The following is a 24,200-nucleotide window of genomic DNA, read 5'->3' as shown; positions in this document are numbered from 1 at the left end:
CAAGGCAACAGATATTCAGCGATTAAGGAAATTGGCCAGCAGTGCGTGCCCCTGTTCGCTGAGAATGCTTTCCGGGTGGAACTGCACCCCTTCCAGATCGTACTCGCGGTGGCGAATGCCCATGATTTCCCGGGTCTCACTCCAGGCGGTCACTTCAAAGTCTGCGGGCAGGGTCGGCGGATCAATCACCAGAGAATGGTAGCGCGTCACGGTTAACGGATTGTTTAGCCCCAGGAACACGCCGGTACCGGTGTGCGTGATCGGTGAGGTTTTGCCGTGCATGACTTTCGCGGCACGAACAATGGTGGCGCCAAAGACCTGCGCAATGGCCTGATGACCCAGGCAGACGCCCAGAATCGGCAGCTTGCCCGCATAGTGGCGGATTACCTCAAGCGAGATACCGGACTCCGACGGCGTACACGGCCCGGGCGAAATCACGATTTTCTGGGGCGCCAGCGCGTCAATGTCAGCCAGCGCGATCTCATCGTTACGGCGGACAACCACCTCTGCCCCCAGTTCACAAAAATACTGGTAAAGGTTCCAGGTAAAGGAATCGTAGTTATCAATCAGCAGAATCATGGCGGCTCCTGAAAAAATGGCCGCCCTATTTTACTCAGATCCCCGCGCTTCGCTCACAACTTTGGCAAAGGTAGCATTCAGGGCGGTCAGATCACCCATCGCCCCGCTCTGGTTGGCGGATGCCCAGTCGTCCGGGTCGATCCCCTGCCAGTTCAGCACGTAGCCCGCATGGATCGCCAGCTGTTCAAAGAAGATGCGCTGAGCCACGCCATTACCGCTCATAAACGGATGTAGCATATTGATTTCACAGTAGTAATGACTGATTCTGTCTGTAAACTCTTCTTTCTGAAGGCCCACCAGATATTTATCGCTTTCCAGCGAAGCCATCAGCTCATTACCCACCTTCTCGATGTACTCGAAATGGCAAAATGGAATGTCGCCCTTGGAGATATCGGCGGTGCGCAGCTCGCCAGCGCCTTTCATTTCGTTGCGGAATAAATGGCGGTGAATAAGGCACAGATGGGGTAAACCCGGTGCAGAAGGCCCCAGTGCCAGCGTCTCGATATCGGGTTCAGCGGGACCCTTGCCTTTTTCAAGGAGGCAACTGGCCTGAAGATTGACGCTACGCTGTTGCTCCCAGAGTCGGGATTTTTGCTTGTCGGTGAGTTTTTTCACTACGCCTCCCTGAATAGTCCGTTTGCCACAAGTATAAGCAGCAAAACGCGCTTTCGCAGGGAGGGCGGAAAGACACGGGCAGGATGTGCCCGTGTGAGGGAACGATTACGGCAGCACTTTCGCGGAGAGAATCACCACTGGCTTAGACGGCACATTCTGGTATGGACCGACATCATGAGTCTGAACCTGAGAGATCTTGTCCGCCACGTCCATGCCTTTCACCACTTTACCGAACACCGCGTAGCCAAAGTCGCGCTGGCCGTGGTCCAGGAAGGCGTTATCCGCCACGTTGAGGAAGAACTGGCTGGTGGCGCTGTCTTTATCCGCCGTACGCGCCATAGAAATGGTGCCGCGCTTGTTCAGCAGGCCGTTATCCGCTTCATTCTTGATTGGCGGGTTAGGCTTTTTCTGCTGCATCTGCTCGTTGAAACCGCCGCCCTGAATCATAAAGCCCGGGATCACGCGGTGGAACGTGGTGTTGTTATAAAAACCACTGTTCACGTAGTCGAGGAAGTTTTTCACGGAAACAGGGGCTTTCTGGCTATCCAGCTCCAGCTCAATATTCCCCGCAGAGGTAGTCAGCAGGACGTGAGGGTCTCCTTTGGCTGCCAGCGCAGCAGGGGAAACGGCAGAAAGAGCAAACACAGCTGCGACAGCCGCCAGTGTTGATTTGAGCATGAGAATTCCTTAACAAAGCGCAGTATAAAAAGCGAATGGCTTGATTCTAAAGAGCAGTATGAACCCAGACCAGTCTTTTACCTAATTTTACGAAATTGAAACAATTATTACCGCGCAAACGATTGTTCACTCCGCGATATAATGTGATCCCCATCACGTTAAAGCCTGCAATTGTGCTCAATATTTTCTGAAAAGATTTAATTAGATCACTTTCGCGACTAAAATCTGCCCGCTCAAACGCAGTCATTGCGTTTTTCTTTACTTTTAACAGGCCAGACATGACTAACAGCAATCGCATCAAGCTCACATGGATCAGCTTCTTCTCCTACGCCCTGACCGGCGCGTTGGTGATCGTCACCGGGATGGTGATGGGAAATATCGCAGACTACTTCCAGTTGCCCGTTTCCAGCATGAGCAATACCTTCACTTTCCTGAACGCGGGGATCCTGATCTCTATTTTCCTTAATGCCTGGCTGATGGAAATCGTGCCGCTGAAAACCCAGCTGCGCTTCGGCTTCGTGCTGATGGTTGCCGCCGTGGCGGGCCTGGTGCTGAGCCACAGCATCGCCCTCTTCTCTGCCGCCATGTTCGTGCTGGGCCTGGTGAGCGGGATCACCATGTCGATCGGTACGTTCCTGATCACCCATATGTATGAAGGCCGCCAGCGCGGCGCGCGTCTGCTGTTCACCGACTCCTTCTTCAGCATGGCCGGGATGATTTTCCCGATGGTCGCCGCGTATCTTCTGGCGCGCAGCATTGAGTGGTACTGGGTATACGCCTGCATTGGTCTGGTCTATGTCGCGATCTTTATTCTCACCTTCGGCTGCGAGTTCCCGGTGCTGGGCAAAAAAGCGCAGACCACGTCTGAGCCAGTTGCGAAAGAAAAATGGGGTATCGGCGTGCTGTTCCTTTCCATCGCCGCGCTGTGTTACATCCTCGGCCAGCTGGGCTTTATCTCCTGGGTTCCTGAATACGCGAAAGGTCTGGGCATGAGTCTGAACGACGCGGGTAAACTGGTGAGCGATTTCTGGATGTCTTACATGTTCGGCATGTGGGCGTTTAGCTTTATCCTGCGCTTCTTCGACCTGCAACGGATCCTGACCGTTCTGGCGGGTCTGGCAACCGTGCTGATGTATCTGTTCATCAACGGTTCCCCGGAGCATATGCCGTGGTTCATCCTGGCCCTGGGCTTCTTCTCCAGCGCGATTTATACCTCGATCATCACCCTTGGCTCTCTTCAGACCAAAGTGGCCTCGCCAAAGCTGGTGAACTTCGTGCTGACCTGCGGCACCATCGGCACCATGCTGACCTTCGTGGTCACGGGCCCAATTGTGGCGCACAGCGGCCCGCTGGCGGCGCTGCATACCGCTAACGGTCTGTACGCCGTGGTGTTCATCATGTGCTTCGTGCTGGGCTTTGTGACCCGTCACCGTCAACACAACCCGGCAACAGCTACCCACTAATCGCCGTAACCCCTTTGCGTACTGCAAAGGGGTTTTCCCCTGCTCACCCGCCCCGCCCGCCGATGGGTAAAAAACCCCACCAAAATTGTGCGAAAAACAAGCAAGCACAAAAATCAAACAATATCCGTCACTTATAAAAATCCTGACAAATCATAGATATACCCCCTAAGGGGTAGGTGAAGGCGTATTTGATTTGCATCAATAAGTGCCCCTGCTGAATCGTTAAGGTAGGCAGTAATAGAAAAGAAATCGAGGCAAAAATGAGCAAAGTCAGACTCGCTATCATCGGTAACGGCATGGTCGGCCACCGCTTTATTGAGGATCTTCTCGATAAAGCCGATGCTAACCAGTTCGATATTACCGTGTTCTGTGAAGAACCCCGCAAGGCGTACGACCGTGTGCACTTGTCTTCCTACTTCTCTCACCATACCGCCGAAGAACTCTCTCTGGTGCGTGAAGGTTTCTACGAGAAGCATGGCGTAAAAGTGCTGGTGGGCGAACGCGCTATCACCATCAACCGTCAGGAGAAAGTGATCCACTCCAGCGCCGGACGCACGGTTTTTTACGATAAGCTGATCATGGCGACAGGCTCGTATCCGTGGATCCCGCCGATTAAAGGTTCGGAAACCCAGGATTGCTTCGTTTACCGTACCATTGAAGACCTCAACGCCATTGAATCCTGCGCACGTCGAAGCAAACGTGGCGCGGTTGTCGGCGGTGGTCTGCTGGGTCTGGAAGCGGCAGGCGCACTGAAAAACCTCGGCGTTGAAACCCACGTCATCGAATTTGCCCCGATGCTGATGGCGGAACAGCTGGACCATATGGGTGGCGACCAGTTACGCCGTAAAATCGAAAGCATGGGCGTGAAGGTTCACACCAGCAAGAACACCAAAGAGATCGTGCAGGAAGGCACTGAAGCGCGTAAAACCATGCGCTTTGCCGACGGCAGCGAGCTGGAAGTGGATTTCATCGTCTTCTCCACCGGCATTCGCCCGCGCGACAAACTGGCTACTCAGTGCGGTCTGGCCGTTGCGCAGCGCGGCGGGATCATGATCAACGATACCTGCCAGACCTCCGATCCGGACATCTACGCCATCGGCGAATGCGCCAGCTGGAATAACCGCGTATACGGTCTGGTTGCACCTGGGTACAAAATGGCGCAGGTCGCCGTTGACCATATCCTCGGCAGCGAAAACGCCTTCACCGGCGCAGACATGAGCGCGAAGCTGAAGCTGCTGGGCGTGGACGTGGGCGGTATTGGCGATGCGCATGGTCGCACCCCGAACTCCCGCAGCTATGTTTATCTGGACGAAAGCAAAGAAGTCTACAAACGTCTTATCGTCAGCCAGGACAACAAAACCCTGCTCGGGGCGGTGCTGGTGGGCGACACCAGTGACTTCGGCAACCTGCTCCAGCTGGTGCTGAACGCCATTGAGCTGCCGGAAAACCCGGACGCGCTGATCCTCCCGGCGCACGCCTCCAGCGGTAAGCCGTCCATTGGCGTAGATAAACTGCCGGACAGCGCGCAAATCTGCTCCTGCTTCGACGTGACCAAAGGCATGCTGATCTCCGCCATTAACAAAGGCTGCCACACCGTTGCGGCGCTGAAGGCGGAAACTAAAGCCGGGACCGGCTGCGGCGGTTGTATCCCGCTGGTCACCCAGGTGCTGAACGCCGAGCTGGCAAAACAGGGCATTGAAGTGAACAACAACCTGTGCGAGCACTTCGCTTACTCTCGCCAGGAGCTGTATCACCTGATCCGCGTGGAGGGCATTAAGTCCTTCGACGAACTGCTGGAGAAACACGGCCAGGGCTACGGCTGTGAAGTATGTAAGCCTACCGTCGGTTCCCTGCTTGCGTCCTGCTGGAACGAATATGTGCTCAAACCAGAACACACTCCGCTTCAGGACACCAACGATAACTTCCTGGCCAATATTCAGAAAGACGGGACTTACTCGGTGATCCCGCGTTCTGCCGGGGGAGAAATTACCCCTGAGGGGCTGGTCGCCGTGGGCCGTATCGCCCGTGAGTTTAATCTGTACACCAAAATCACCGGTTCCCAGCGTATCGGCCTGTTCGGTGCGCAGAAAGATGATCTGCCGGAAATCTGGCGTCAGCTGATTGAGGCGGGCTTCGAAACCGGTCACGCGTACGCCAAGGCGCTGCGCATGGCGAAAACCTGCGTGGGTAGCACCTGGTGCCGCTACGGCGTGGGCGACAGCGTGGGCTTCGGCGTCGAGCTGGAAAACCGCTACAAAGGTATCCGTACGCCGCACAAAATGAAGTTCGGCGTCTCAGGGTGTACCCGTGAATGTGCGGAAGCACAGGGTAAAGACGTGGGTATTATCGCCACCGAGAAAGGCTGGAACCTGTACGTGTGCGGTAACGGCGGGATGAAACCTCGCCACGCCGATCTGCTGGCTGCCGATCTCGATCGCGATACGCTGATCAAATACCTCGACCGCTTCATGATGTTCTACATTCGTACCGCCGATAAGCTGACCCGTACCGCGTCATGGCTGGATAATCTCGAAGGCGGCATCGACTATCTGAAGTCAGTCATTATCGACGACAAGCTGGGCCTGAATGAACAGCTGGAATCCGAGATGACTCGCCTGCGCGAGGCGGTTATCTGCGAGTGGACCGAAACCGTGAACACGCCAGCGGCGCAGACGCGCTTCAAACACTTTATCAACAGCACCCAGCGCGACCCGAACGTGCAGGTGGTGCCGGAGCGCGAACAGCATCGTCCAGCGACCCCGTATGAACGTATTCCGGTGATGCTGGTGGAGGAAAACGCATGAGCCAGTGGGTAAACATCTGCAACATTAACGACATTCTGCCAGCAACCGGCGTCTGTGCCCTGCTGGGCAACGAGCAGGTAGCGATTTTCCGCCCTCGCCACGATGAACAGGTTTTTGCCATCAGCAATATCGACCCGTTCTTCGAGGCCAGCGTGCTCTCCCGCGGTCTGATTGCGGAGCACCAGGGCGAACTGTGGGTTGCCAGCCCGCTGAAAAAGCAGCGCTTCCGCTTAACCGACGGGCGCTGCATGGAAGATGAAAGCTTCTCGGTCAAACACTACGACGTCCGCGTGAAGGACGGCGAGGTGCAGCTGAAAGCGTAACCCCTCGCCTTTTCAATAGGAAAGGCTTATGACCCCTTATGGGTAACGGCAGGAAAAACCGTATGTTCTGTACGATTCCTGCTGTTATCCTGACGTCAATTCTTCCCCCGCCATGAATACTGTGAGGTAACGTCGTGGATCACCTGCCGATTTTTTGTCAATTACGCAACCGCGACTGCCTGCTCGTGGGCGGCGGCGATGTGGCTGAACGCAAGGCGCGCCTGCTGTTAGAGGCGGGCGCCCGACTGACCGTTAACGCCCTCACCTTCGCCCCACAGTTTGACGTCTGGGCGCAGGAAGGGATGCTCACGCAGGTGCAGGGCGAATTTGATGAATCCCTGCTGGATACCTGCTGGCTGACCATCGCCGCAACGGATAACGATGACGTTAACCAGCGCGTCAGCGACGCCTGCGAAGCGCGCCGCATCTTCTGTAACGTGGTGGATGCGCCGAAAGAGGCGAGCTTTATCATGCCATCCATTATCGACCGCTCGCCGCTGATGATTGCGGTGTCGTCCGGTGGCCGCTCGCCCGTTCTTGCCCGTCTGCTGCGGGAAAAACTGGAAGCCGTGCTGCCTCAACACCTTGGTCAGATTGCCCATTACGCCGGGCAGCTGCGTTCCCGCGTGAAGCAAACCTTCGCAACCGTGGGCGAACGCCGTCGCTTCTGGGAGAAGTTCTTTGTCAACGACAGGCTGGCGCAGTCGCTAGCCAATCAGGACGCCAAAGCGGTTGAAGAGACGACCGAGCAACTCCTCTCTGAACCGCTGGATCATCGCGGTGAAGTGGTACTGGTGGGCGCAGGTCCCGGCGATGCGGGCTTGCTGACGCTGAAGGGTCTCCAGCAGATCCAGCAGGCGGACATCGTGGTGTATGACCGTCTGGTCTCTGATGACATCATGAATCTGGTGCGCCGCGATGCTGACCGCGTATTCGTCGGCAAACGGGCAGGTTATCACTGCGTACCGCAGGAGGAGATCAACCAGATCCTGCTGCGGGAAGCGCAAAAAGGTAAGCGCGTGGTGCGTTTGAAAGGGGGCGATCCGTTTATCTTTGGTCGCGGCGGCGAGGAGCTGGAAACTCTCTGCAACGCGGGCATTCCGTTCTCCGTGGTGCCGGGCATTACGGCGGCATCCGGCTGTTCTGCCTATTCCGGCATTCCGTTAACCCATCGCGACTATGCCCAGAGCGTGCGCCTGGTGACGGGCCACCTGAAAACCGGCAGCGAGCTGGACTGGCATAATCTGGCCGCTGAAAAGCAGACGTTGGTCTTCTATATGGGGCTAAATCAGGCAGCCACGATTCAGGCGAAACTGCTGGAGCACGGCATGGAAGCAGATATGCCGGTCGCACTGGTAGAAAACGGTACCGCCATTACGCAGCGCGTGGTCGATGGCGTACTGACGCAGCTGGGCGAGCTGGCGCAGCAGGTTGAAAGCCCGGCGCTGATCGTGGTGGGCCGCGTGGTAGCACTGCGTGAAAAACTGAACTGGTTCTCCAGCCACTAACGCACAATCTCTCTCCCGGGAGTAGTCTTGAAGCGGACTACTCCCTTCTTACCTCAGTCGATAACATACCGCCCGCGTAATGGAACTTTTCCATTTATTCCCTCGTGTTACATCCAATTTTTTGATTTTATTGACAAGGAATGCGTATGTTCAAACTGGCAAAAGCTGCCGTTCTGGTCGGCCTGTTAACAACTCTGACGGCCTGCACCGGTCACGTTCAAAATACTAAAAATAATTGCAGCTACGATTACCTGCTGCATCCGGCAATCTCCATTTCGAAGATCATTGGCGGTTGCGGCCCGGCGGCACAGCAGTAAGCGTTTTTCAGGCGTAAAAAAACCGGGGATTTCCCGGTTTTTTTTTCGTCAGTTTTGTCGGGTGGCGGCTCCGCCTTACCCGACCTACACGGTCCCGTAGGCCGGGTAAGCGTAAGCGCCACCCGGCAAAGCGGCTTAAGGTTTCGCCACAAACCCAATCGCGTCGTACACCGCTTTCAGGGTTTCGGAGGCGCGCGCGCTGGCTTTTTCCGCGCCCTCTTTCATCACTTTTTGCAGGAAAGCTTCGTCGTTACGGTAACGGTGATAGCGCTCCTGCAACTCGGTCAGCATGCCGGAAACGGCGTCTGCCACTTCACCTTTCAGGTGGCCGTACATCTTGCCTTCAAAGTGTTTTTCCAGCTCAGGGATGCTCTGTCCGGTCACACCGGAGAGAATGTCCAGCAGGTTGGATACGCCCGCTTTGTTCTGCACGTCGTAGCGCACCACTGGCGGCTCGTCGGAGTCGGTCACCGCACGCTTGAGCTTTTTCACCACCGATTTCGGATCTTCCAGCAGGCCGATAACGTTGTTGCGGTTATCGTCAGACTTGGACATCTTTTTGGTCGGCTCCAGCAGCGACATCACGCGCGCGCCGGATTTCGGAATAAACGGCTCAGGCACTTTGAACACGTCGCCGTAAAGCGCATTGAAGCGCTGGGCGATATCGCGGCTCAGCTCCAGGTGCTGCTTCTGATCTTCGCCCACTGGTACCTGGTTGGTCTGGTACAGCAGAATATCTGCCGCCATCAGCACCGGATAATCAAACAGACCGGCGTTGATGTTTTCAGAGTAGCGCGCAGATTTATCCTTGAACTGGGTCATGCGGCTCAGCTCGCCGAAATAGGTGTAGCAGTTCAGCGCCCAGCCCAGCTGCGCGTGCTCTGGCACGTGAGATTGAACAAAAATGGTGCTCTTCTCGGGATCGATACCGCACGCCAGGTACAGCGCCAGCGTATCGAGCGTCGCCTTGCGCAGCTTCTCGGGATCCTGACGCGCGGTGATAGCATGCAAATCCACGATGCAGTAAATGCAGTGGTAGTCATCCTGCATGCTCACCCACTGACGTAACGCACCCATGTAGTTACCAATGGTCAGTTCACCTGAAGGCTGTGCGCCACTAAAAACGATGGGCTTAGTCATTATTCAATTCCTGATGTTCACTGTGCGAGAGCCCGAGTGCGGGCAACAAATCTTTGAAGTGGTCGAACACAACGTCCGGCTCACTCAGCGTAATGGCTTCACCGTAGTTGTAGCCGTAGGTCAACCCAACAGACGGGCAACCTGCCGCTCTGGCAGCCAGAATATCATTGCGGGAATCCCCGACAAAGAGCAGCTCCGCAGGCGCTAAGGATAATTTTCCTGCCACCAGCAATAGCGGTTCCGGATGCGGCTTTTTATTCTGCACGTCATCGCCGCCCACAATTACGGAGAAGTATTTCGCGATATCCAGCGCTTCCAGCAGAGGCGCAACGAACGGTGTTGGCTTGTTGGTCACCAGCCCCAGCGGGATGCCTTTCGCATGTAGCGCGCTCAGCGTTTCAGCGACATCCGGGAACAGGAAGCTGCCCTCTTCGACGGTCTCTTCGTAGAAACGGTCGAACAGTTTGCGCAGAATACGCTGCTGCTCATCCTGGGGAATATCCGCGTGGTCAACACTCGGTTTCCCTTGCGCGGAACGCTGAGAGGCACGCTCCTGACGAGCCCAGGACAGCGCGCGCTCCATCAGCACGTCTGCACCGTTACCAATCCACGTCACGACGCGCTCTTCGCCCGCAACGGGGAGTTCAAGGGCATACAGCGCCTGATCGACGGCGCGGGTTAACCCTGGCGCGCTGTCGACCAGCGTGCCGTCGAGGTCAAATGCTACACCCCGAATAGCCTGCAATTTATCCATGACTTACCTTCGCCAGTTCACGGCGCATTTCATCAATGACTTTTTTGTAATCCGGTTGATCGAAGATGGCGGAGCCTGCGACGAACATATCCGCTCCTGCCGCCGCAATCTCACCGATGTTATTGACCTTCACGCCGCCATCCACTTCCAGGCGAATATCATAGCCAGACTCATCAATACGGCGGCGCACTTCACGCAGTTTGTCGAGGGTCTGAGGGATAAACGACTGGCCGCCAAAGCCCGGGTTGACGGACATCAGCAGGATCACGTCCAGCTTGTCCATCACGTAGTCGAGATAGCTCAGCGGGGTCGCCGGGTTAAAGACCAGTCCCGCCTTACAGCCGTTCTCTTTGATCAGCTGTAGCGTGCGGTCAACGTGTTCGGAGGCTTCCGGGTGGAAAGTGATGATGCTGGCACCCGCCGCGGCGAAATCAGGCACGATGCGATCAACCGGTTTCACCATCAGATGCACGTCCATGGGCGCGGTGATCCCGTAGTTACGCAGCGCTTTAAGCACCATCGGACCGATGGTCAGGTTGGGAACGTAGTGGTTATCCATAACGTCGAAATGGACGACATCTGCGCCAGCCGCGAGAGCTTTGGCAGTGTCTTCACCCAGGCGGGCAAAATCGGCCGACAGAATTGAGGGGGCAATCAAAAACTGTTTCATCCGCATCTCCTTGAAATGTGTTTACCGGCGGGCAAAGGCTCAGGGTCGATAAAGCGCCAGAAGTTCGTCCACCTTTTTACGTGTGCCGCCATTGCTACTAATGCTACGCCGCACTTTTACCTGAAAATGCTTCGCGGCTTTGTACCATTCGCGCGTATCAGGCGTGTCGTGATTCGAAATTAACACCGGAATTCTTTTGCTGACCAGCTTTTCCGCCATCTCAGCCAGACGCGCCTGCTCGGCCGGGCTGAAGCTGTTGGTGTGGTAGGCGGTGAAATTTGCCGTGGCAGACAGCGGCGCGTAAGGCGGGTCGCAGTAGACCACCGAGTTTACGCCCGCCAGCTCCATGCACTCTTCATAGGAGAGACAGTAGAACTCGGCATTCTGCGCTTTTTCAGCAAAGTGATACAGCTCGTCCTGCGGGAAATAGGGACGCTTATAGCGGCCAAACGGCACGTTAAACTCGCCACGCAGATTATACCGGCACAGACCGTTGTAGCCATGGCGGTTGAGATAAAGAAACAACAGCGCGCGACGGAACGGGTCCTGGCTCTGATTAAACTCAGCGCGGAACTGATAGTAAATGTCCGGGTTGTTGTTCTCTGGCGTAAACAGCTTCCGCGCCTCTTCCACATACTCATCGGTACGCAGTTTCACGATGTTATAGAGGCTGATAAGGTCGCTGTTGATATCCGCCAGGATATAACGAGAAAAATCGGTATTCAGGAATACCGATCCAGCACCCACGAAGGGCTCGATAAGACACTCGCCTTTCGGCAGGTGCTTTTTAATATCGTCGAGCAGGGGGTATTTCCCCCCTGCCCATTTAAGAAAAGCGCGATTTTTTTTCATGCTGACTAACTGATTACACCTTCTCCGGCTGTGGAGAAAGCTCCGACAGCATCCTGCGCTTTAAACATTACTTCAGATCGGCCTGCACCTGATGAATTGGCTTCGCCCACGGATTTTTCGCCTGCACATCGGCAGGCAGCGTGGAGACGGCTCGTTTTGCTTCATCTTTTGAGGCATAAACTCCGCTTACCAGAACGTACCAAGGCTGTCCGTTACGGGTCGTCTGATAAACCACATAGTTTTTCAGATTCGATTTCTTCGCCCAGGCGTTGAGGTTGTCGTAGTTAGACGAACTGCTCAGCTGCAACGTGTAGTTGCTGGATGATGCGGATTTCAGAGAACCCACGTTACCCGTCGTTTTACCTGCCGCGGTGCTGGATGCGCTAGCGGTTGGCGTAGCAGCCGGTGCCGCAGTTGCAGCAGGCGCGGTTGTGGTCGCCGTTGCTTTAGGTGCAGCGGTTGCCGCAGGCGTTGGCGCTTTAACCGGTTGGCTCACCGCAGGTTTTGTCTGCGCTGGCGCTTTCGTTTCTGGCGCTTTTGCCACGGTCTGCGGTTTCGTCTCACGCTTCGGCTCAATCACAGCCTGCTTACGCTCCTGACGCGGCGCAGTCTGGGTATGGCGCGGTTTGGTTTCCGTTGCCGCCGTTTGCTGCTGGGCATTGCTGCCATGAACTGGCGCAACGGTGGCAGGTTCAGTAGGCAGCGTGGAGTTCACCACGGCAGCGTTAACCTGCTCCTGATTCTGCGGCTGCGTCAGCGCGTTATTCAGATCGCCCTGAACTTCAACACGCTGCTGGCCCTCCGGCGTAACAGGCGCCTGGCCCTGAGTTGGGGTCGCAGAGACGGGCGGCAGAGAGATATCCTGACCGGCACTGGTGTTACCTGCGGTCTGCTCTGCGGAAGTGGTGCCCGGCGCTGGCTGAGCGCCATTCGCCTGGTTGCTCGCATCGTTACCAGACAGGTCGATGCTCTTCTCGGCAGACGCTGTCTGCTCGGTAGAATGGGTAGAAGGTGCTTTTAGCGCGGAACCAATGCCGACAATCAGCAATACCAGAACCAGAACGCCAAGGCCCATCATGATGTACTGACGGGAGGCCGGTTTTGCCGCTACCGCTTTTTTACGTTTGCGCGGACGACGTTCAACAGGCTGTTCATCCATTAACTCTTCTTCGGATTCATACTCCTCGTCTTCACGCTCATTTCGCGCGTTACGGCTACGCGAAGGGCGACGATCGTCTGCATCCAGATCGACATCGTCAAAGTTGATCTGCGGCTCGTTATCACGTTCTGAAGATTGACGAGAACGACCAGTACGACGATCGCTGGGATCGGGTTTCAGCTCGTCTTCTGGTTTGAATTCATCCATTTAACACCCCACTCAAAGGTTTCTGCCAACGACTCTGCATTTACCTGAAGCTAAAACGACCACCTGTTACAGCAGCCTGACCTTTCTAGTTGTTACGCCTGCTGACAATCAGCAATAGCGCCAAGTACGACTTCGTGCGGCACTCCGCCGCGCACTTCACTTTTCCCTATTGCAAGCGGGAGTACCAGACGCATCTCACCTGCCAATACTTTTTTATCGCGCATCATGTGGGGAAGGTACGCTTGCGCAGACATTTCCTGCGGACCAATCACCGGCAAGCCAGCACGTTTAAGCAACGTGATGATACGTGCTGTCTCTTCCGGCCTGAACTGCCCCAGACGTTCAGAGGCACGGGCCGCCATGACCATTCCGGCAGCGACAGCTTCACCGTGAAGCCAGTTACCGTAGCCCATTTCGGCTTCGATCGCATGACCAAACGTATGCCCCAGATTCAGTAAAGCACGTAAGCCGGTTTCACGCTCATCTGCGGCAACGACTTCTGCTTTCAGCTCACAGCACCGGCGAATACAGTAGGCCATTGCCTGCCCATCGAGGCGCAGCAGCGCATCCATATTCTCTTCCAGCCAGGTGAAGAACTCACCGTCAAGAATAATGCCGTATTTGATCACTTCTGCAAGGCCGGACGCCAGTTCGCGCGCTGGCAAGGTTTGCAGACAGTCGAGATCCACCACCACCGATGCAGGCTGGTAGAACGCGCCAATCATGTTTTTGCCGAGCGGATGGTTAACCGCCGTTTTACCGCCCACAGAAGAATCGACCTGTGAGAGCAACGTGGTTGGAATTTGAATAAAGCGCACACCGCGCTGGTAGCTGGCGGCTGCAAAACCGGTCAGATCGCCCACAACGCCGCCGCCCAGGGCAAGCAGTGTTGTATCACGACCGTGCGGTTTTTGCAGAAGTGCGGTAAAGACGGTATCCAGTACCGTCAGGCTTTTGTACTGCTCGCCATCGGGCAGAATCACACTGTCGACCTTCACGCCCGCCTGCTCAAGCAGGTGGCGTACACGGTCGAGATAAAGCGGAGCCAGCGTCTCGTTGGTGACCAGCATCGCCTGATCACCCGCTTTCAGTGGTAAGAAGGAAGCTGGATCGTTAAACAAACCAGCCGCGATGGTGATAGGGTAACTACGTTCCCCGAGAGTAACTGTAATCCTCTCCATGACGCGACATCCACCTTAAATGCTTTTACCCGCAGGCGAGTGTATATAAAGCCAGAATCAGTTGCTTTCCAGCATATGAATAATCTGGTTTGCAACCACTTTAGCGCTTTGATCGTCAGTACGAATGGTCACATCAGCAATCTCTTCGTACAGAGGATTGCGTTCATCGGCCAAAGCTTCCAGAACTTCACGTGGCGGTGTTTCAACCTGCAACAACGGGCGCTTTTTATCACGCTGCGTGCGTGCCAGCTGTTTTTCGATGGTCGTCTCAAGATAGACCACTACGCCACGGGCGGAGAGACGGTTGCGGGTTTCGCGAGATTTTACAGAGCCGCCGCCTGTTGCCAGCACAATGCCCTGTTTTTCCGTGAGTTCGTTGATCACTTTTTCTTCTCGGTCACGGAAACCTTCTTCGCCTTCTACGTCGAAGACCCAGCCCACATCCGCTCCGGTTCGTTTCTCAATCTCTTGATCAGAATCGTAAAATTCCATATTGAGTTGTTGAGCTAACTGACGCCCAATAGTGCTTTTGCCGGCACCCATAGGCCCAACCAGAAAGATATTGCGTTTCTCTGCCATTTTTTCGGTACTACTAAGACTATTCGTTAATGGTAATCCCCGCTGCGCAGACACCCGGCGTAGCAGGACATGAACTGAAACCTCATTTGCAATAGAGCGAGAGTCAGACGAAAAATTATCTCAATACTCCGGCTTGTTTGGCAACTGATTAAATCACCGTTCCCGGCGCATAAGGAAATAAGACGTAAGTCCAACTCAAATCGGTACTCCTTGTATGCTAATTCATGCCCCACGTCAAACATCTGCAACAAACTGAATGCAAAATCATTGCGGGGATCGTTACCCATTAATGAATACTGACCAGACGTGGCGTGATAAACACCACTAACTCGCGCCGTTCGTTATCTTTTCCGTCATGGCGGAACAACTGACCCAGCCACGGAATGTTGCCCAGCACGGGCACGCTGTCGCGTCCGGTTTTATTCTTTTGCGAAAAGATCCCGCCCAGCGCGAGCGTTTCCCCACTTTTTACCTCTACCTGCGTTTCGATCTCCTGCTTATCAATCGCCAGCGTTTCGCCGTCCGCCTGTTGCAGCACCTGGCCAGGCATATTTTCACTGATATGCAGCTTCAGACGAACGCGGCCGCCCGGGAGCACCACCGGCGTGACCTCCATGCCTAATACCGCCTCTTTAAACTCAACGGAGGTCGCTCCGCTTTCGCCGCTGGAAACCTGATACGGGATTTCGCTGCCCTGCTTGATGCTGGCCGGCTGCATGTGCGACGCCAGTAGCCGCGGGCTGGCGATGATATCCACCTGCTGCTTTTGCTCAAGCGCCGACAACTCAAGATCCAGCATCCTGCCGTTGATGCGCCCGATATTAAACCCAACGTGTGTGGTTGCACTGGCCACCGACAGGTCAGCGCCCAACGTCGTGACCTGACCCACCTTACCGGCCTCCGTTGCGTCAGCGAGGTTCCATTTCACCCCCAGTTCACGCAGGCTTTTTTCACTGATGGTCACAATCTGCGCCGCCAGTTCTACCTGCTCGACGGGCAGATCCATCTGCGCTGCCCAGCGCTGGAGCATATCCACCACCGACTTGTTATCCCTGACCAGGAGACGGTTGGTGCGCTTGTCGACGGAGAGACTGCCTTTCGGGCTTAAGAGCTTTTCCGCCGCTTTTTGCAATTCGGCCGCATCCGCATAAGCAAACGGAATGCTGTGAGAGAGCAGCGGAGCGTCGAGCAGACGCTGGGCCCGCTCCTGCGCTTTACGCGTCTGTTGCTCCCGCTGCCAGGCCGCCGTATGCACATAAAAAATGCCGCCCTCTTCCCGCAATACCAGCCCGGCACTGTTCACTACCGTCTGAAGCGCCTGCCTCCAGGGCACCCGCGTTAGATTCAGCGAAAGCGAACCGCTGACATCCGGCGACACCACCAGATTGCGATCCTCCTGCGCTACCATCGCCTGTAATACCTGCACCACCGGGACATCATCCACCAGCAGGGTGACCGGTTTTGGCGTCGCGGCCCACAGGGGCTGGCTGAGTGCCGCCAGTAACAGCCCTATCCATATCTTCACTTTTTTTCGTTCCTTCTCGCTGCCATGTCCATCGTTTCGGCTCGCACATCTCGCCGACATCAACGGTCAGTTGTTGTATATCTATCGCACTCACCCGCCAGCCTGGCGGTAACCGCATCTGCGTTTTTACCCGGTGCCAGCGGTTCTGCCCGTCCTGCATAAGGCCGATATCCCTGCTGCCGCTGACTACTCCCTGATACCGCCACTGGCTGAGTTGCCCTGCCGCGCAACGCTCTTCCGGCACGGAGAAGGGATCCCGCATCCCGGTCAGGAAAAGCGGAGAAAGCAGGATCAGCAAACGGGTTTTACTGCGCATGACCGATCTCCAGTTGCAGGCTAAGGCGTAGCTGTTTTCCCTGTGGGGTGATGGAAAACGCGCTCACCCGCACGTTCTCAAGCGCCAGCCGGGAAAAGATCGCCGGAACTGCGCCCCATAAGGCATCCAGCGCCAGCTCTCCCCCACTGTGCTGCGGTTTCCAGTACACCAGCCTTGCGTCCTCACGCTGAAATGCCAGCGGAGAAAAGGGCTGCACCGGCTTCACTTGCGTAACCACAGGTCGCCGCCCGGCCTTTGGCCACAGCGAGGCGTTGATTCGCTTCGCACTGCTGGCCTGCGCCTGAATATCGGCGTAGCACAGAGCAGCGGGTCTGAGCAGCGCTCCCCAAATCGCAAACGCAACGATCCCCGACGCGATCAACCAGCAAAGGACGCGCCGGGAAGGACGTGCATCTGTCCAGCGTTGATACCAGATGCCCACTGGCTACCTCCGGCTATGCAGTTGAAAAGAGAACATCCATCGCCCCTGGCTATCCTGTTGCAATTCGCCTGCCGGTCCGGGGTTAAACCCCGTCACCCTTTTCAGCGCATCGGTCATGGCGGAGAGCGTCGGGAGTGAGGTGGTATAGCCCGTCAGGATCAGCGAGGGTGGCTGATAACGCAGCGCCGTCAGCCACGCCTGCCGGGGCATTGCACTGGCAAGGGATTCAAGCGCGGGTTGCCATGCCACCGTCTCAGGCGGCTGCGAAAGGGGTTCCAGCCCCGCAGACTGCGGCTGACGGGCTTTCAATACCTTCTGCACCGCACGCGTTCCCGCCAGATCGCTCTGCAACGCCTGTGACGCGAGAGTCTGCGTCGCCCGAAGGCTGACGCCTCCCGCCAGCATCACCAACAATGAGGCGGTAAACAGCAGCCCCCAAAAACGCAGGCGCTGATTACGTTGCTGCCGACGCCAGGGTAAAAGATTGGGCATGCTCATTACGGCGCCTCGCTCATGGCCAGCGCCAGGGCGACGGTGTAATCAGCACCACATTCTGGCAACGGCGGCTGACACAGCGTCACCGCTTCCCAGGGATACCGTGCAGCATCAAACACGGCGATATCAGAAGGAGAAAGTGCAAGCAACGCCGCCAGCTCATTCACCGTCGCCGCTTCTGTGGTGTAGCGCCGCCCCCACTGGTGACGCATCGCCCACAGCCACTGGTGTTTATCCCTCCAGGCTACGCACCGGACGGGGGCAACAGCAGAGAGAAGATTAGCCAGTGCGCCGGCATCCGGGACGATTGCGGCCAGGCGCAAACGCAGCGCTTCCGCCAGCGACAACAGGGTATCGACCTCTCTGTTTTGCGCGGCGGTAACCTGAAAAGTGTTGCTGAACGTATCCTGCGCGTAGTCAAAGCAGAGCGTATCGGGAGGCATCTCCAGCTCACGCGCTAATGCGGCGCCTACCCAGGTGAGCTGTTCGCTGTCACGCAAGTTAACGGATGGACGGGGCAACGCGCGTTGCAGAACGCGCGTTGCCGGAAATGAGAGAAATACCCGATGCGAGTGCGGCAATGTTTTCCGCCAGCCACGTAATGCGTTAACCAGTTGTTCTGGCTTAAGTATTTTGCCTTCACCGATAACCCCGTCCGACAGCGGCACCGCCCACCAGCGCCGTAAACGCCAGCCGGCCCGCTCTCTGGTCAGCGCCACGGCAATCACCTTATCCTGTTGAATATGAACGCCTGTTTGCCACGTTTTAAAAGCCATGCTTCACGATCTCCTTATCGCCCGTCGGAGTGACGGCTATATCAATGAATCAGGCTTGCCTTTATACTACCGCGCGATTGTTTAGAAACTGCCCAGGCTAAACCAAATGGGAAATCTCCGGTGAAGTTCGTAAAGTATTTATTGATCCTTGCAGTCTGTTGCATTCTGCTGGGAGCAGGCTCGATTATTGGTTTGTACAAATATGTCGAGCCGCAACTCCCTGATGTCGCCACACTTCGTGATGTGCGGCTTCAGATCCCTATGCAGGTCTATAGCGCCGATGGTGAACTGATGGCGCAATACGGCGAGAAACGTCGTATCCCACTGACCTTAAATCAAATTCCACCCGTGATGGTGAAGGCTTTTATCGCCACCGAGGATAGCCGTTTTTACGAGCACCACGGTGTCGATCCGGTCGGTATTTTCCGTGCGGCAAGCGTGGCGCTGTTCTCCGGTCATGCCTCTCAGGGGGCAAGTACCATTACCCAGCAGCTGGCGCGTAACTTCTTCCTCAGCCCGGAAAAGACGCTGATACGTAAGATCAAAGAAGTGTTCCTCGCGATCCGCATTGAGCAACTGCTGAGCAAAGACGAGATCCTTGAGCTTTACCTCAACAAGATTTATCTGGGCTACCGCGCCTATGGCGTAGGGGCTGCGGCTCAGGTCTATTTCGGTAAGTCGATCGATCAGCTCACGCTGAGCGAAATGGCGACCATTGCCGGCCTGCCAAAAGCGCCATCAACGTTTAACCCGCTCTACTCGCTGGACCGCGCCACCGCGCGCCGTAACGTTGTGCTATCGCGTATGTTGAGCGAAGGCTACATCAGCCAGGATGAGTACGATCGGGCACGCAGCGATGTGATTGATGCCAATTACCATGCACCGGAAATTGCTTTCTCATCGCCGTATCTGACGGAAATGGTTCGCCAGGAGATGGTGCGCCGCTACGGCGACAAAGCATATGAAGACGGCTATCGCGTTTACACCACCGTGACCCGCAAGGTGCAGCAGGCTGCCCAGCAGGCGGTGCGTAATAACGTGATGGATTACGATATGCGTCACGGCTATCGCGGCCCGTCCAACGTGCTGTGGAGAGTGGGCGAAGGCGCATGGGACAGCAAAAAAATTACTGATTCCCTGAAAGCGCTGCCGACCTATGGCCCGCTGCGTCCGGCGGTGGTCACCCAGGCCGATCCGCAGGAAGCGGTGGCGATGATGGCCGATGGTACATCCGTTTCGCTGCGTATGGAGGGTATCCGCTGGGCGCGTTCGTACCGTTCTGACACCCTTCAGGGGCCTACTCCACGTAAAGTGACGGATGTGGTACAAACCGGACAACAAATCTGGGTGCGTCAGGTAGGCGATGCCTGGTGGCTGGCACAGGTGCCGGACGTCAACTCTGCCCTGGTCTCCATCAATCCGCAGAACGGTGCCGTGATGGCGCTGGTTGGCGGGTTCGATTTCAACCAGAGCAAATTTAACCGCGCAACCCAGGCGCTGCGTCAGGTCGGTTCGAACATCAAACCGTTCCTGTATACCGCGGCGATGGACAAGGGGCTAACGCTCGCCAGCATTCTCAACGACGTGCCAATTTCCCGATGGGATGCCGGTGCGGGCTCTGACTGGCAGCCGAAGAACTCTCCGGCGCAATACGCTGGCCCTATCCGTCTGCGTCAGGGCCTTGGCCAGTCGAAGAACGTGGTCATGGTTCGCGCGATGCGTGCGATGGGCGTTGATTATGCGGCAGAGTATCTGCAACGCTTCGGCTTCCCGGCGCAAAACATCGTTCATACCGAATCTTTGGCGCTCGGCTCCGCGTCCTTCACACCGCTCCAGGTCGCGCGTGGCTACTCGGTTATGGCAAACGGCGGCTTCCTGGTCGATCCGTATTTCATCAGCAAAATCGAGAACGATCAGGGCGGCGTACTGTTTGAAGCGAAGCCGAAAATTGCCTGCCCTGAATGCGATATTCCGGTGATTTACGGCGACACGCCAAAATCCAATGTCCTTGAAAACAAGGACATGGAAGATGTTGCCATCTCTCAGGAACGTCAGAATCTGGCGGTGCCGCAGCCTCAGCTGGAACAGGCCAATCAGGCGCTGGTCGCCCAGAGTGGCGCGCAGGAGTATGCTCCGCACGTGATCAGCACGCCGCTGTCGTTCCTGATTAAGAGCGCGCTGAACACCAACATCTTTGGCGAACCGGGCTGGCAAGGCACCGGCTGGCGAGCGGGCCGCGATTTGCAACGCCGCGACATCGGCGGCAAAACAGGCACAACCAACAGCTCAAAAGATGCCTGGTTCTCAGGTTATGGCCCGGGCGTTGTCACCTCGGTCTGGATTGGTTTTGACGATCACCGCCGCACTCTGGGGCGCACAACCGCTTCTGGCGCGATTAAAGATCAGATTTCCGGTTACGAGGGTGGGGCTAAGAGTGCGCAACCGGCCTGGGATGCTTACATGAAGGCCGCTCTCGAGGGCGTGCCGGAGCAGCCGCTAACGCCTCCGCCGGGCATTGTCACGATCAATATTGACCGCAGCACCGGACAGCTCGCGAATGGCGGCAACAGCCGTGCCGAGTATTTCATCGAGGGTACGCAGCCAACCACGCAGGCGGTGCATGAGGTGGGTACCGAAATCATTGATAACGGCGAAACGCACGAACTGTTCTGACGCCAACAAAAAAGCCGGGCGGTGGCGACGCCTGTCCCGGCCTACAGCGTAATGCAAAACGGCAACCATCGGTTGCCGTTTTTACGGGTGGCGCTACAAACGCCCCTGCCCCTTCAGCCACTCCCGCACCAGGAAAAGTGCGCTCACGTTGCGTGCCTCGTTAAAGTCAGGATCTTCCAGCAAATCCATCAGATGAGCCAGCGGCCAGCGAACCTGCGGCAGCGGTTCCGGCTCGTCTCCTTCCAGCGATTCAGGATAGAGATCTTCCGCGACAACAATGTTCATTTTGCTGGAGAAATAGGACGGCGCCATGCTCAGCTTTTTCAGGAACGTCAGCTCTTTCGCGCCAAAGCCGACCTCTTCTTTCAGCTCCCGGTTTGCCGCTTCAAACACCGTTTCGCCCGGATCGATCAGTCCTTTGGAGAAGCCCAGCTCGTAGGATTCTGTGCCCACGGCGTATTCACGAATGAGGATCAGGTGCTCGTCGACGATAGGCACTATCATCACCGCTTCACGCGAGGAGGGGCGCATACGCTCATAAACACGACGCACACCGTTGCTGAACTCCAGATCCACGCTTTCAACATTAAACAGACGCGATTTTGCGACGGTTTCAACATTCAGAATGGTGGGCTTTTGTAAGGGTTTGGTCATCTTGACGGGTCTTTGCTGGGTGAACTGGCTTTATTGTGCGATACGCCGCACGGTTTCGGCAATGTCAATTGCTCTTTATTTACATTTATGCAACGTAACTGTAGGCAATTCTCATTTCAAAACAAATGTCAAGAGGTTGAAAAGTTTCCAGGAATTTGCTGATATCGCGCCGGAACAGGCTTTGTTATCATTACCGGTCACTGGGATGCGCGTCAACATGCTCAAGTTAGACTCCATACTTGCCGATAGCCGACCACAGAATCTCATTCATTGTACAAAAGGTGCGACTGACAACACCTGTAAGAAGATAAGTAAGATGGGGAAAGCATGAGCACCATTTTGATTTTTCTCGCTGCTGTGCTGGCCTGCGCGTCGATTGCGGTGTGGGTATTCAGGCGCCGCGTACATCGCCGTTATCGGCTGCCCTTTTTGAACGCGTTTGCCGGGGCAAACACGCGCAAGCTTTCGCCAGAGGAACGCAGCACCGTTGAGCAGTATCTCGACACGCTGAACCGATCCCGGCTTTCGCCTGGCCCTACCGGCGCCAGCGCCGCCCCCGTATCGCTCAACCTTAACGCACAAAGCGACACCGTTTTGTGCGTAACGCGCTCTATTACCCGCTACGGCATCACAACCGACGATCCCAACAAATGGCGTTACTATCTCGACTCTGTTGAAGTGCACCTGCCTCCCTTCTGGGAGCAGTATATCAACGACGAAAACAGCGTCGAGCTCATCCATACCGATACGCTGCCGCTGGTTATCTCCCTTAATGGTCATACTCTGAGCGAATATGTTCAGGAAGCGCCACGCTTTGCGCTGGAACGTGCGAGCGGAACGCAGGCCTCTATTCGTGGTGAAGAGACAGAGCAGATTGAACTGCTCAACATCCGCCAGGAAACGCATGAAGAGTACGTCCTGAGCCGCCCGGATGGCATTCGCGAAGCGGTGCTGATTGTCGTCTCGTTCCTGCTCTTTTTCATCTGCCTGCTGACGCCGGACGTGTTTGTTCCGTGGCTCGCGGGCGGCGCAGTACTGCTTCTGGCCGCCGGGCTGTGGGGCATATTTGCCCCGCCGGCAAAAACGTCATTACGCGAAATTCACTGCCTGCGCGGAACCCCAAAACGCTGGGGACTGTTCGGCGAAAACGATCAGGAACATATCAACAATATCTCGCTCGGGATCATCGATCTTATCTATCCGCGCCACTGGCAGCCGTGGATTGCGCAGGACCTGGGCCACAAAACGGATATTGATATCTATCTCGACCGCCACGTTGTACGCCAGGGACGTTACTTATCCCTGCACGACGAAGTGAAAAACTTCCCGCTTCAGCACTGGCTTCGCAGCGCGGTGATTGCCGGTGGCGCCGCGTTAATCTTCCTCATGCTGCTGCTTTTCGTGCCGCTGGATATGCCGATTAAATTTACCCTGTCATGGATCAAAGGGGCGCAAACCGTGGAAGCCACCAGCGTACAGCAGCTCGAAGAAGCGGGTGTACGCGTGGGGGATACGTTGCGGCTGAAAGGCACCGGGATGTGTAATATCCACTCACCGGGCGCCTGGAACACGCGCCAGAACTCGCCGTTCGCGCCGTTCGACTGCTCTCAGATCATCTGGAATGACGCCTCTCCGCTGCCGCTTCCGGAATCGGATGTGGTCAATAAGGCCACCGCTCTCACCCAGACGATTAATCGCCAGCTCCATCCAAAACCGGATGATGATTCTCGCGTCAGCCCTGCCCTGCGTTCGGCCATTCAGAAGTCCGGCATGGTGCTGCTGGATGACTTTGGCGAAATCGTCCTGAAAACAGAAGATCTCTGCTCAGCTCAGGATGACTGTATCCGGCTGAAGAACGCGCTGGTCAACCTCGGCAACAGCAAAGACTGGGACGCGCTGGTGAAATGCGCCGAAGCGGGACGCCTCGATGGTGTGAATGTGCTTCTGCGTCCGGTCAGCGCCGAGTCGCTGGATAACCTGGTGGCGACCTCTACCGCCCCCTTCGTGATGCGTGAAACCACCCGTGCCGCCCAGGCGCTTAACAGCCCGGCGCCTGGCGGTTTTGTGATTGCCAGCGATGAAGGCAGCGACCTGGTGGATCAACCCTATCCGCAGGTTTCGCTGTATGACTATCCTGCTCAGGAACAGTGGAGCGAATTTCAGCGTCTGGCGCAGATGCTGATGCAGACGCCATTCAGCGCGGAAGGGATCGTCACCACCCTCTTTACCGATGCCAACGGCACGCGTCATATTGGCCTGCACCGTATGCCGGATAGCGCTGGCCTGTGGCGCTATGTAGGGACATCCCTGCTGCTGATTGCGATGCTGGCGTGTATTATCTGGAACGGTTATCAGGCCGTACGCCGCTATCAGCGCTCCCGCACGCGACTGGCAGAAATCCAGGCCTACTACGAAAATTGCCTAAACCCGAAACTGATCTCCTCTTCTGAGAGCCTGATCGGATAACGTCTCTGCGCGACAAGTTGTGCT

General features: G+C 56.2%; 23 protein-coding genes. 7 read left to right on the top strand and 16 right to left on the bottom strand.

Features of this window, described 5'->3' with window-relative positions; translation table 11 throughout:
* Positions 1–15: 15 nt before the first annotated feature.
* From pabA to ppiA, 3 genes are all read right to left on the bottom strand, one after another.
* Positions 16–579, bottom strand: coding sequence for an aminodeoxychorismate synthase component 2 (gene pabA, locus SK51_RS06010; protein WP_023307105.1), 564 nt, complete (start codon positions 577–579; stop codon positions 16–18).
* Positions 580–609: 30 nt separating this feature from the next.
* Positions 610–1,194, bottom strand: coding sequence for a putative adenosine monophosphate-protein transferase Fic (locus SK51_RS06005; RefSeq protein ID WP_032676743.1), 585 nt, complete (start codon positions 1,192–1,194; stop codon positions 610–612).
* A 105-nt stretch (positions 1,195–1,299) separates the two neighbouring features.
* Positions 1,300–1,872: a peptidylprolyl isomerase A gene (ppiA, locus tag SK51_RS06000; RefSeq protein WP_022649614.1), complete on the bottom strand. Its 573-nt coding sequence runs from the start codon at positions 1,870–1,872 to the stop codon at positions 1,300–1,302.
* Positions 1,873–2,150: 278 nt separating this feature from the next.
* Between ppiA and tsgA the strand changes: the two genes are divergently transcribed.
* The 5 genes from tsgA to SK51_RS05975 all read left to right on the top strand — a co-directional run bounded on the left by tsgA (position 2,151) and on the right by SK51_RS05975 (position 8,287).
* Positions 2,151–3,335: an MFS transporter TsgA gene (gene tsgA, locus SK51_RS05995; RefSeq protein WP_023307107.1), complete on the top strand. Its 1,185-nt coding sequence runs from the start codon at positions 2,151–2,153 to the stop codon at positions 3,333–3,335.
* A 260-nt stretch (positions 3,336–3,595) separates the two neighbouring features.
* Positions 3,596–6,139, top strand: a complete 2,544-nt coding sequence (nirB, locus tag SK51_RS05990) for a nitrite reductase large subunit NirB (RefSeq protein ID WP_022649616.1) — start codon at positions 3,596–3,598, stop codon at positions 6,137–6,139.
* Positions 6,136–6,462 (top strand): nitrite reductase small subunit NirD, encoded by a 327-nt coding sequence (nirD, locus tag SK51_RS05985; RefSeq protein WP_022649617.1) that lies wholly within the window; start codon positions 6,136–6,138, stop codon positions 6,460–6,462. Before nirB ends, nirD begins: the two co-directional genes overlap by 4 nt.
* Positions 6,463–6,596: 134 nt before the next feature.
* A complete protein-coding gene (gene cysG, locus SK51_RS05980; protein ID WP_022649618.1) occupies positions 6,597–7,970 on the top strand; it encodes a siroheme synthase CysG in 1,374 nt (457 codons plus the stop codon).
* A gap of 146 nt (positions 7,971–8,116) precedes the next feature.
* Positions 8,117–8,287, top strand: coding sequence for a YhfL family protein (locus SK51_RS05975; RefSeq protein WP_003861638.1), 171 nt, complete (start codon positions 8,117–8,119; stop codon positions 8,285–8,287).
* Between the two features lie 135 nt (positions 8,288–8,422).
* Here SK51_RS05975 and trpS read toward each other — a convergent pair whose 3' ends face one another.
* From trpS to pilM, 12 genes are all read right to left on the bottom strand, one after another.
* Positions 8,423–9,427: a tryptophan--tRNA ligase gene (gene trpS, locus SK51_RS05970; RefSeq protein ID WP_015571430.1), complete on the bottom strand. Its 1,005-nt coding sequence runs from the start codon at positions 9,425–9,427 to the stop codon at positions 8,423–8,425.
* Entirely contained in the window at positions 9,420–10,181 is a 762-nt protein-coding gene (gene gph / locus SK51_RS05965; RefSeq protein ID WP_015571431.1) for a phosphoglycolate phosphatase, read from the bottom strand. The genes trpS and gph overlap by 8 nt, the downstream gene beginning before the upstream one ends.
* Positions 10,174–10,851: a ribulose-phosphate 3-epimerase gene (gene rpe, locus SK51_RS05960; protein WP_048206617.1), complete on the bottom strand. Its 678-nt coding sequence runs from the start codon at positions 10,849–10,851 to the stop codon at positions 10,174–10,176. Before rpe ends, gph begins: the two co-directional genes overlap by 8 nt.
* A 39-nt stretch (positions 10,852–10,890) precedes the next feature.
* Entirely contained in the window at positions 10,891–11,703 is an 813-nt protein-coding gene (gene dam / locus SK51_RS05955; protein WP_022649620.1) for an adenine-specific DNA-methyltransferase, read from the bottom strand.
* Between the two features lie 67 nt (positions 11,704–11,770).
* Positions 11,771–13,069, bottom strand: coding sequence for a cell division protein DamX (gene damX / locus SK51_RS05950; RefSeq protein ID WP_022649621.1), 1,299 nt, complete (start codon positions 13,067–13,069; stop codon positions 11,771–11,773).
* Between the two features lie 92 nt (positions 13,070–13,161).
* Complete coding sequence (gene aroB, locus SK51_RS05945) at positions 13,162–14,250, bottom strand: 3-dehydroquinate synthase (RefSeq protein WP_032676745.1); 1,089 nt, start codon at positions 14,248–14,250, stop codon at positions 13,162–13,164.
* A 57-nt stretch (positions 14,251–14,307) separates the two neighbouring features.
* On the bottom strand, positions 14,308–14,829 hold the full coding sequence (gene aroK / locus SK51_RS05940) for a shikimate kinase AroK (RefSeq protein ID WP_003861630.1): 522 nt from the start codon (positions 14,827–14,829) through the stop codon (positions 14,308–14,310).
* 286 nt (positions 14,830–15,115) lie between these two features.
* A complete protein-coding gene (hofQ, locus tag SK51_RS05930) occupies positions 15,116–16,354 on the bottom strand; it encodes a DNA uptake porin HofQ (RefSeq protein WP_023298775.1) in 1,239 nt (412 codons plus the stop codon).
* On the bottom strand, positions 16,266–16,670 hold the full coding sequence (locus tag SK51_RS05925; RefSeq protein WP_032671541.1) for a HofP DNA utilization family protein: 405 nt from the start codon (positions 16,668–16,670) through the stop codon (positions 16,266–16,268). Before SK51_RS05925 ends, hofQ begins: the two co-directional genes overlap by 89 nt.
* Entirely contained in the window at positions 16,660–17,112 is a 453-nt protein-coding gene (locus SK51_RS05920) for a HofO family protein (protein ID WP_023307109.1), read from the bottom strand. Before SK51_RS05920 ends, SK51_RS05925 begins: the two co-directional genes overlap by 11 nt.
* A gap of 3 nt (positions 17,113–17,115) precedes the next feature.
* On the bottom strand, positions 17,116–17,610 hold the full coding sequence (locus SK51_RS05915; protein ID WP_023307110.1) for a PilN domain-containing protein: 495 nt from the start codon (positions 17,608–17,610) through the stop codon (positions 17,116–17,118).
* Positions 17,610–18,383: a type IV pilus biogenesis protein PilM gene (pilM, locus tag SK51_RS05910; protein ID WP_032676746.1), complete on the bottom strand. Its 774-nt coding sequence runs from the start codon at positions 18,381–18,383 to the stop codon at positions 17,610–17,612. The genes SK51_RS05915 and pilM overlap by 1 nt, the downstream gene beginning before the upstream one ends.
* A 120-nt stretch (positions 18,384–18,503) precedes the next feature.
* Between pilM and mrcA the strand changes: the two genes are divergently transcribed.
* A complete protein-coding gene (mrcA, locus tag SK51_RS05905) occupies positions 18,504–21,056 on the top strand; it encodes a peptidoglycan glycosyltransferase/peptidoglycan DD-transpeptidase MrcA (protein ID WP_023307112.1) in 2,553 nt (850 codons plus the stop codon).
* Positions 21,057–21,149: 93 nt separating this feature from the next.
* Here the strand turns inward: mrcA and nudE are convergent, their stop codons facing one another.
* On the bottom strand, positions 21,150–21,710 hold the full coding sequence (nudE, locus tag SK51_RS05900) for an ADP compounds hydrolase NudE (RefSeq protein ID WP_003861622.1): 561 nt from the start codon (positions 21,708–21,710) through the stop codon (positions 21,150–21,152).
* 327 nt (positions 21,711–22,037) lie between these two features.
* Here nudE and SK51_RS05890 point away from each other — a divergent pair, with 327 nt between their 5' ends.
* Positions 22,038–24,176, top strand: coding sequence for an intracellular growth attenuator family protein (locus SK51_RS05890; RefSeq protein ID WP_048206616.1), 2,139 nt, complete (start codon positions 22,038–22,040; stop codon positions 24,174–24,176).
* Positions 24,177–24,200: the final 24 nt, after the last annotated feature.

It is taken from the genome of Enterobacter sp. MGH85, from assembly GCF_001037655.1.
In the GTDB taxonomy this organism is placed as follows: Bacteria; Pseudomonadota; Gammaproteobacteria; order Enterobacterales; family Enterobacteriaceae; genus Enterobacter; species Enterobacter intestinihominis.
The sequence above is the reverse complement of the archived record's forward strand: the minus strand, read 5'-3'. Positions and strand labels throughout refer to the sequence as shown.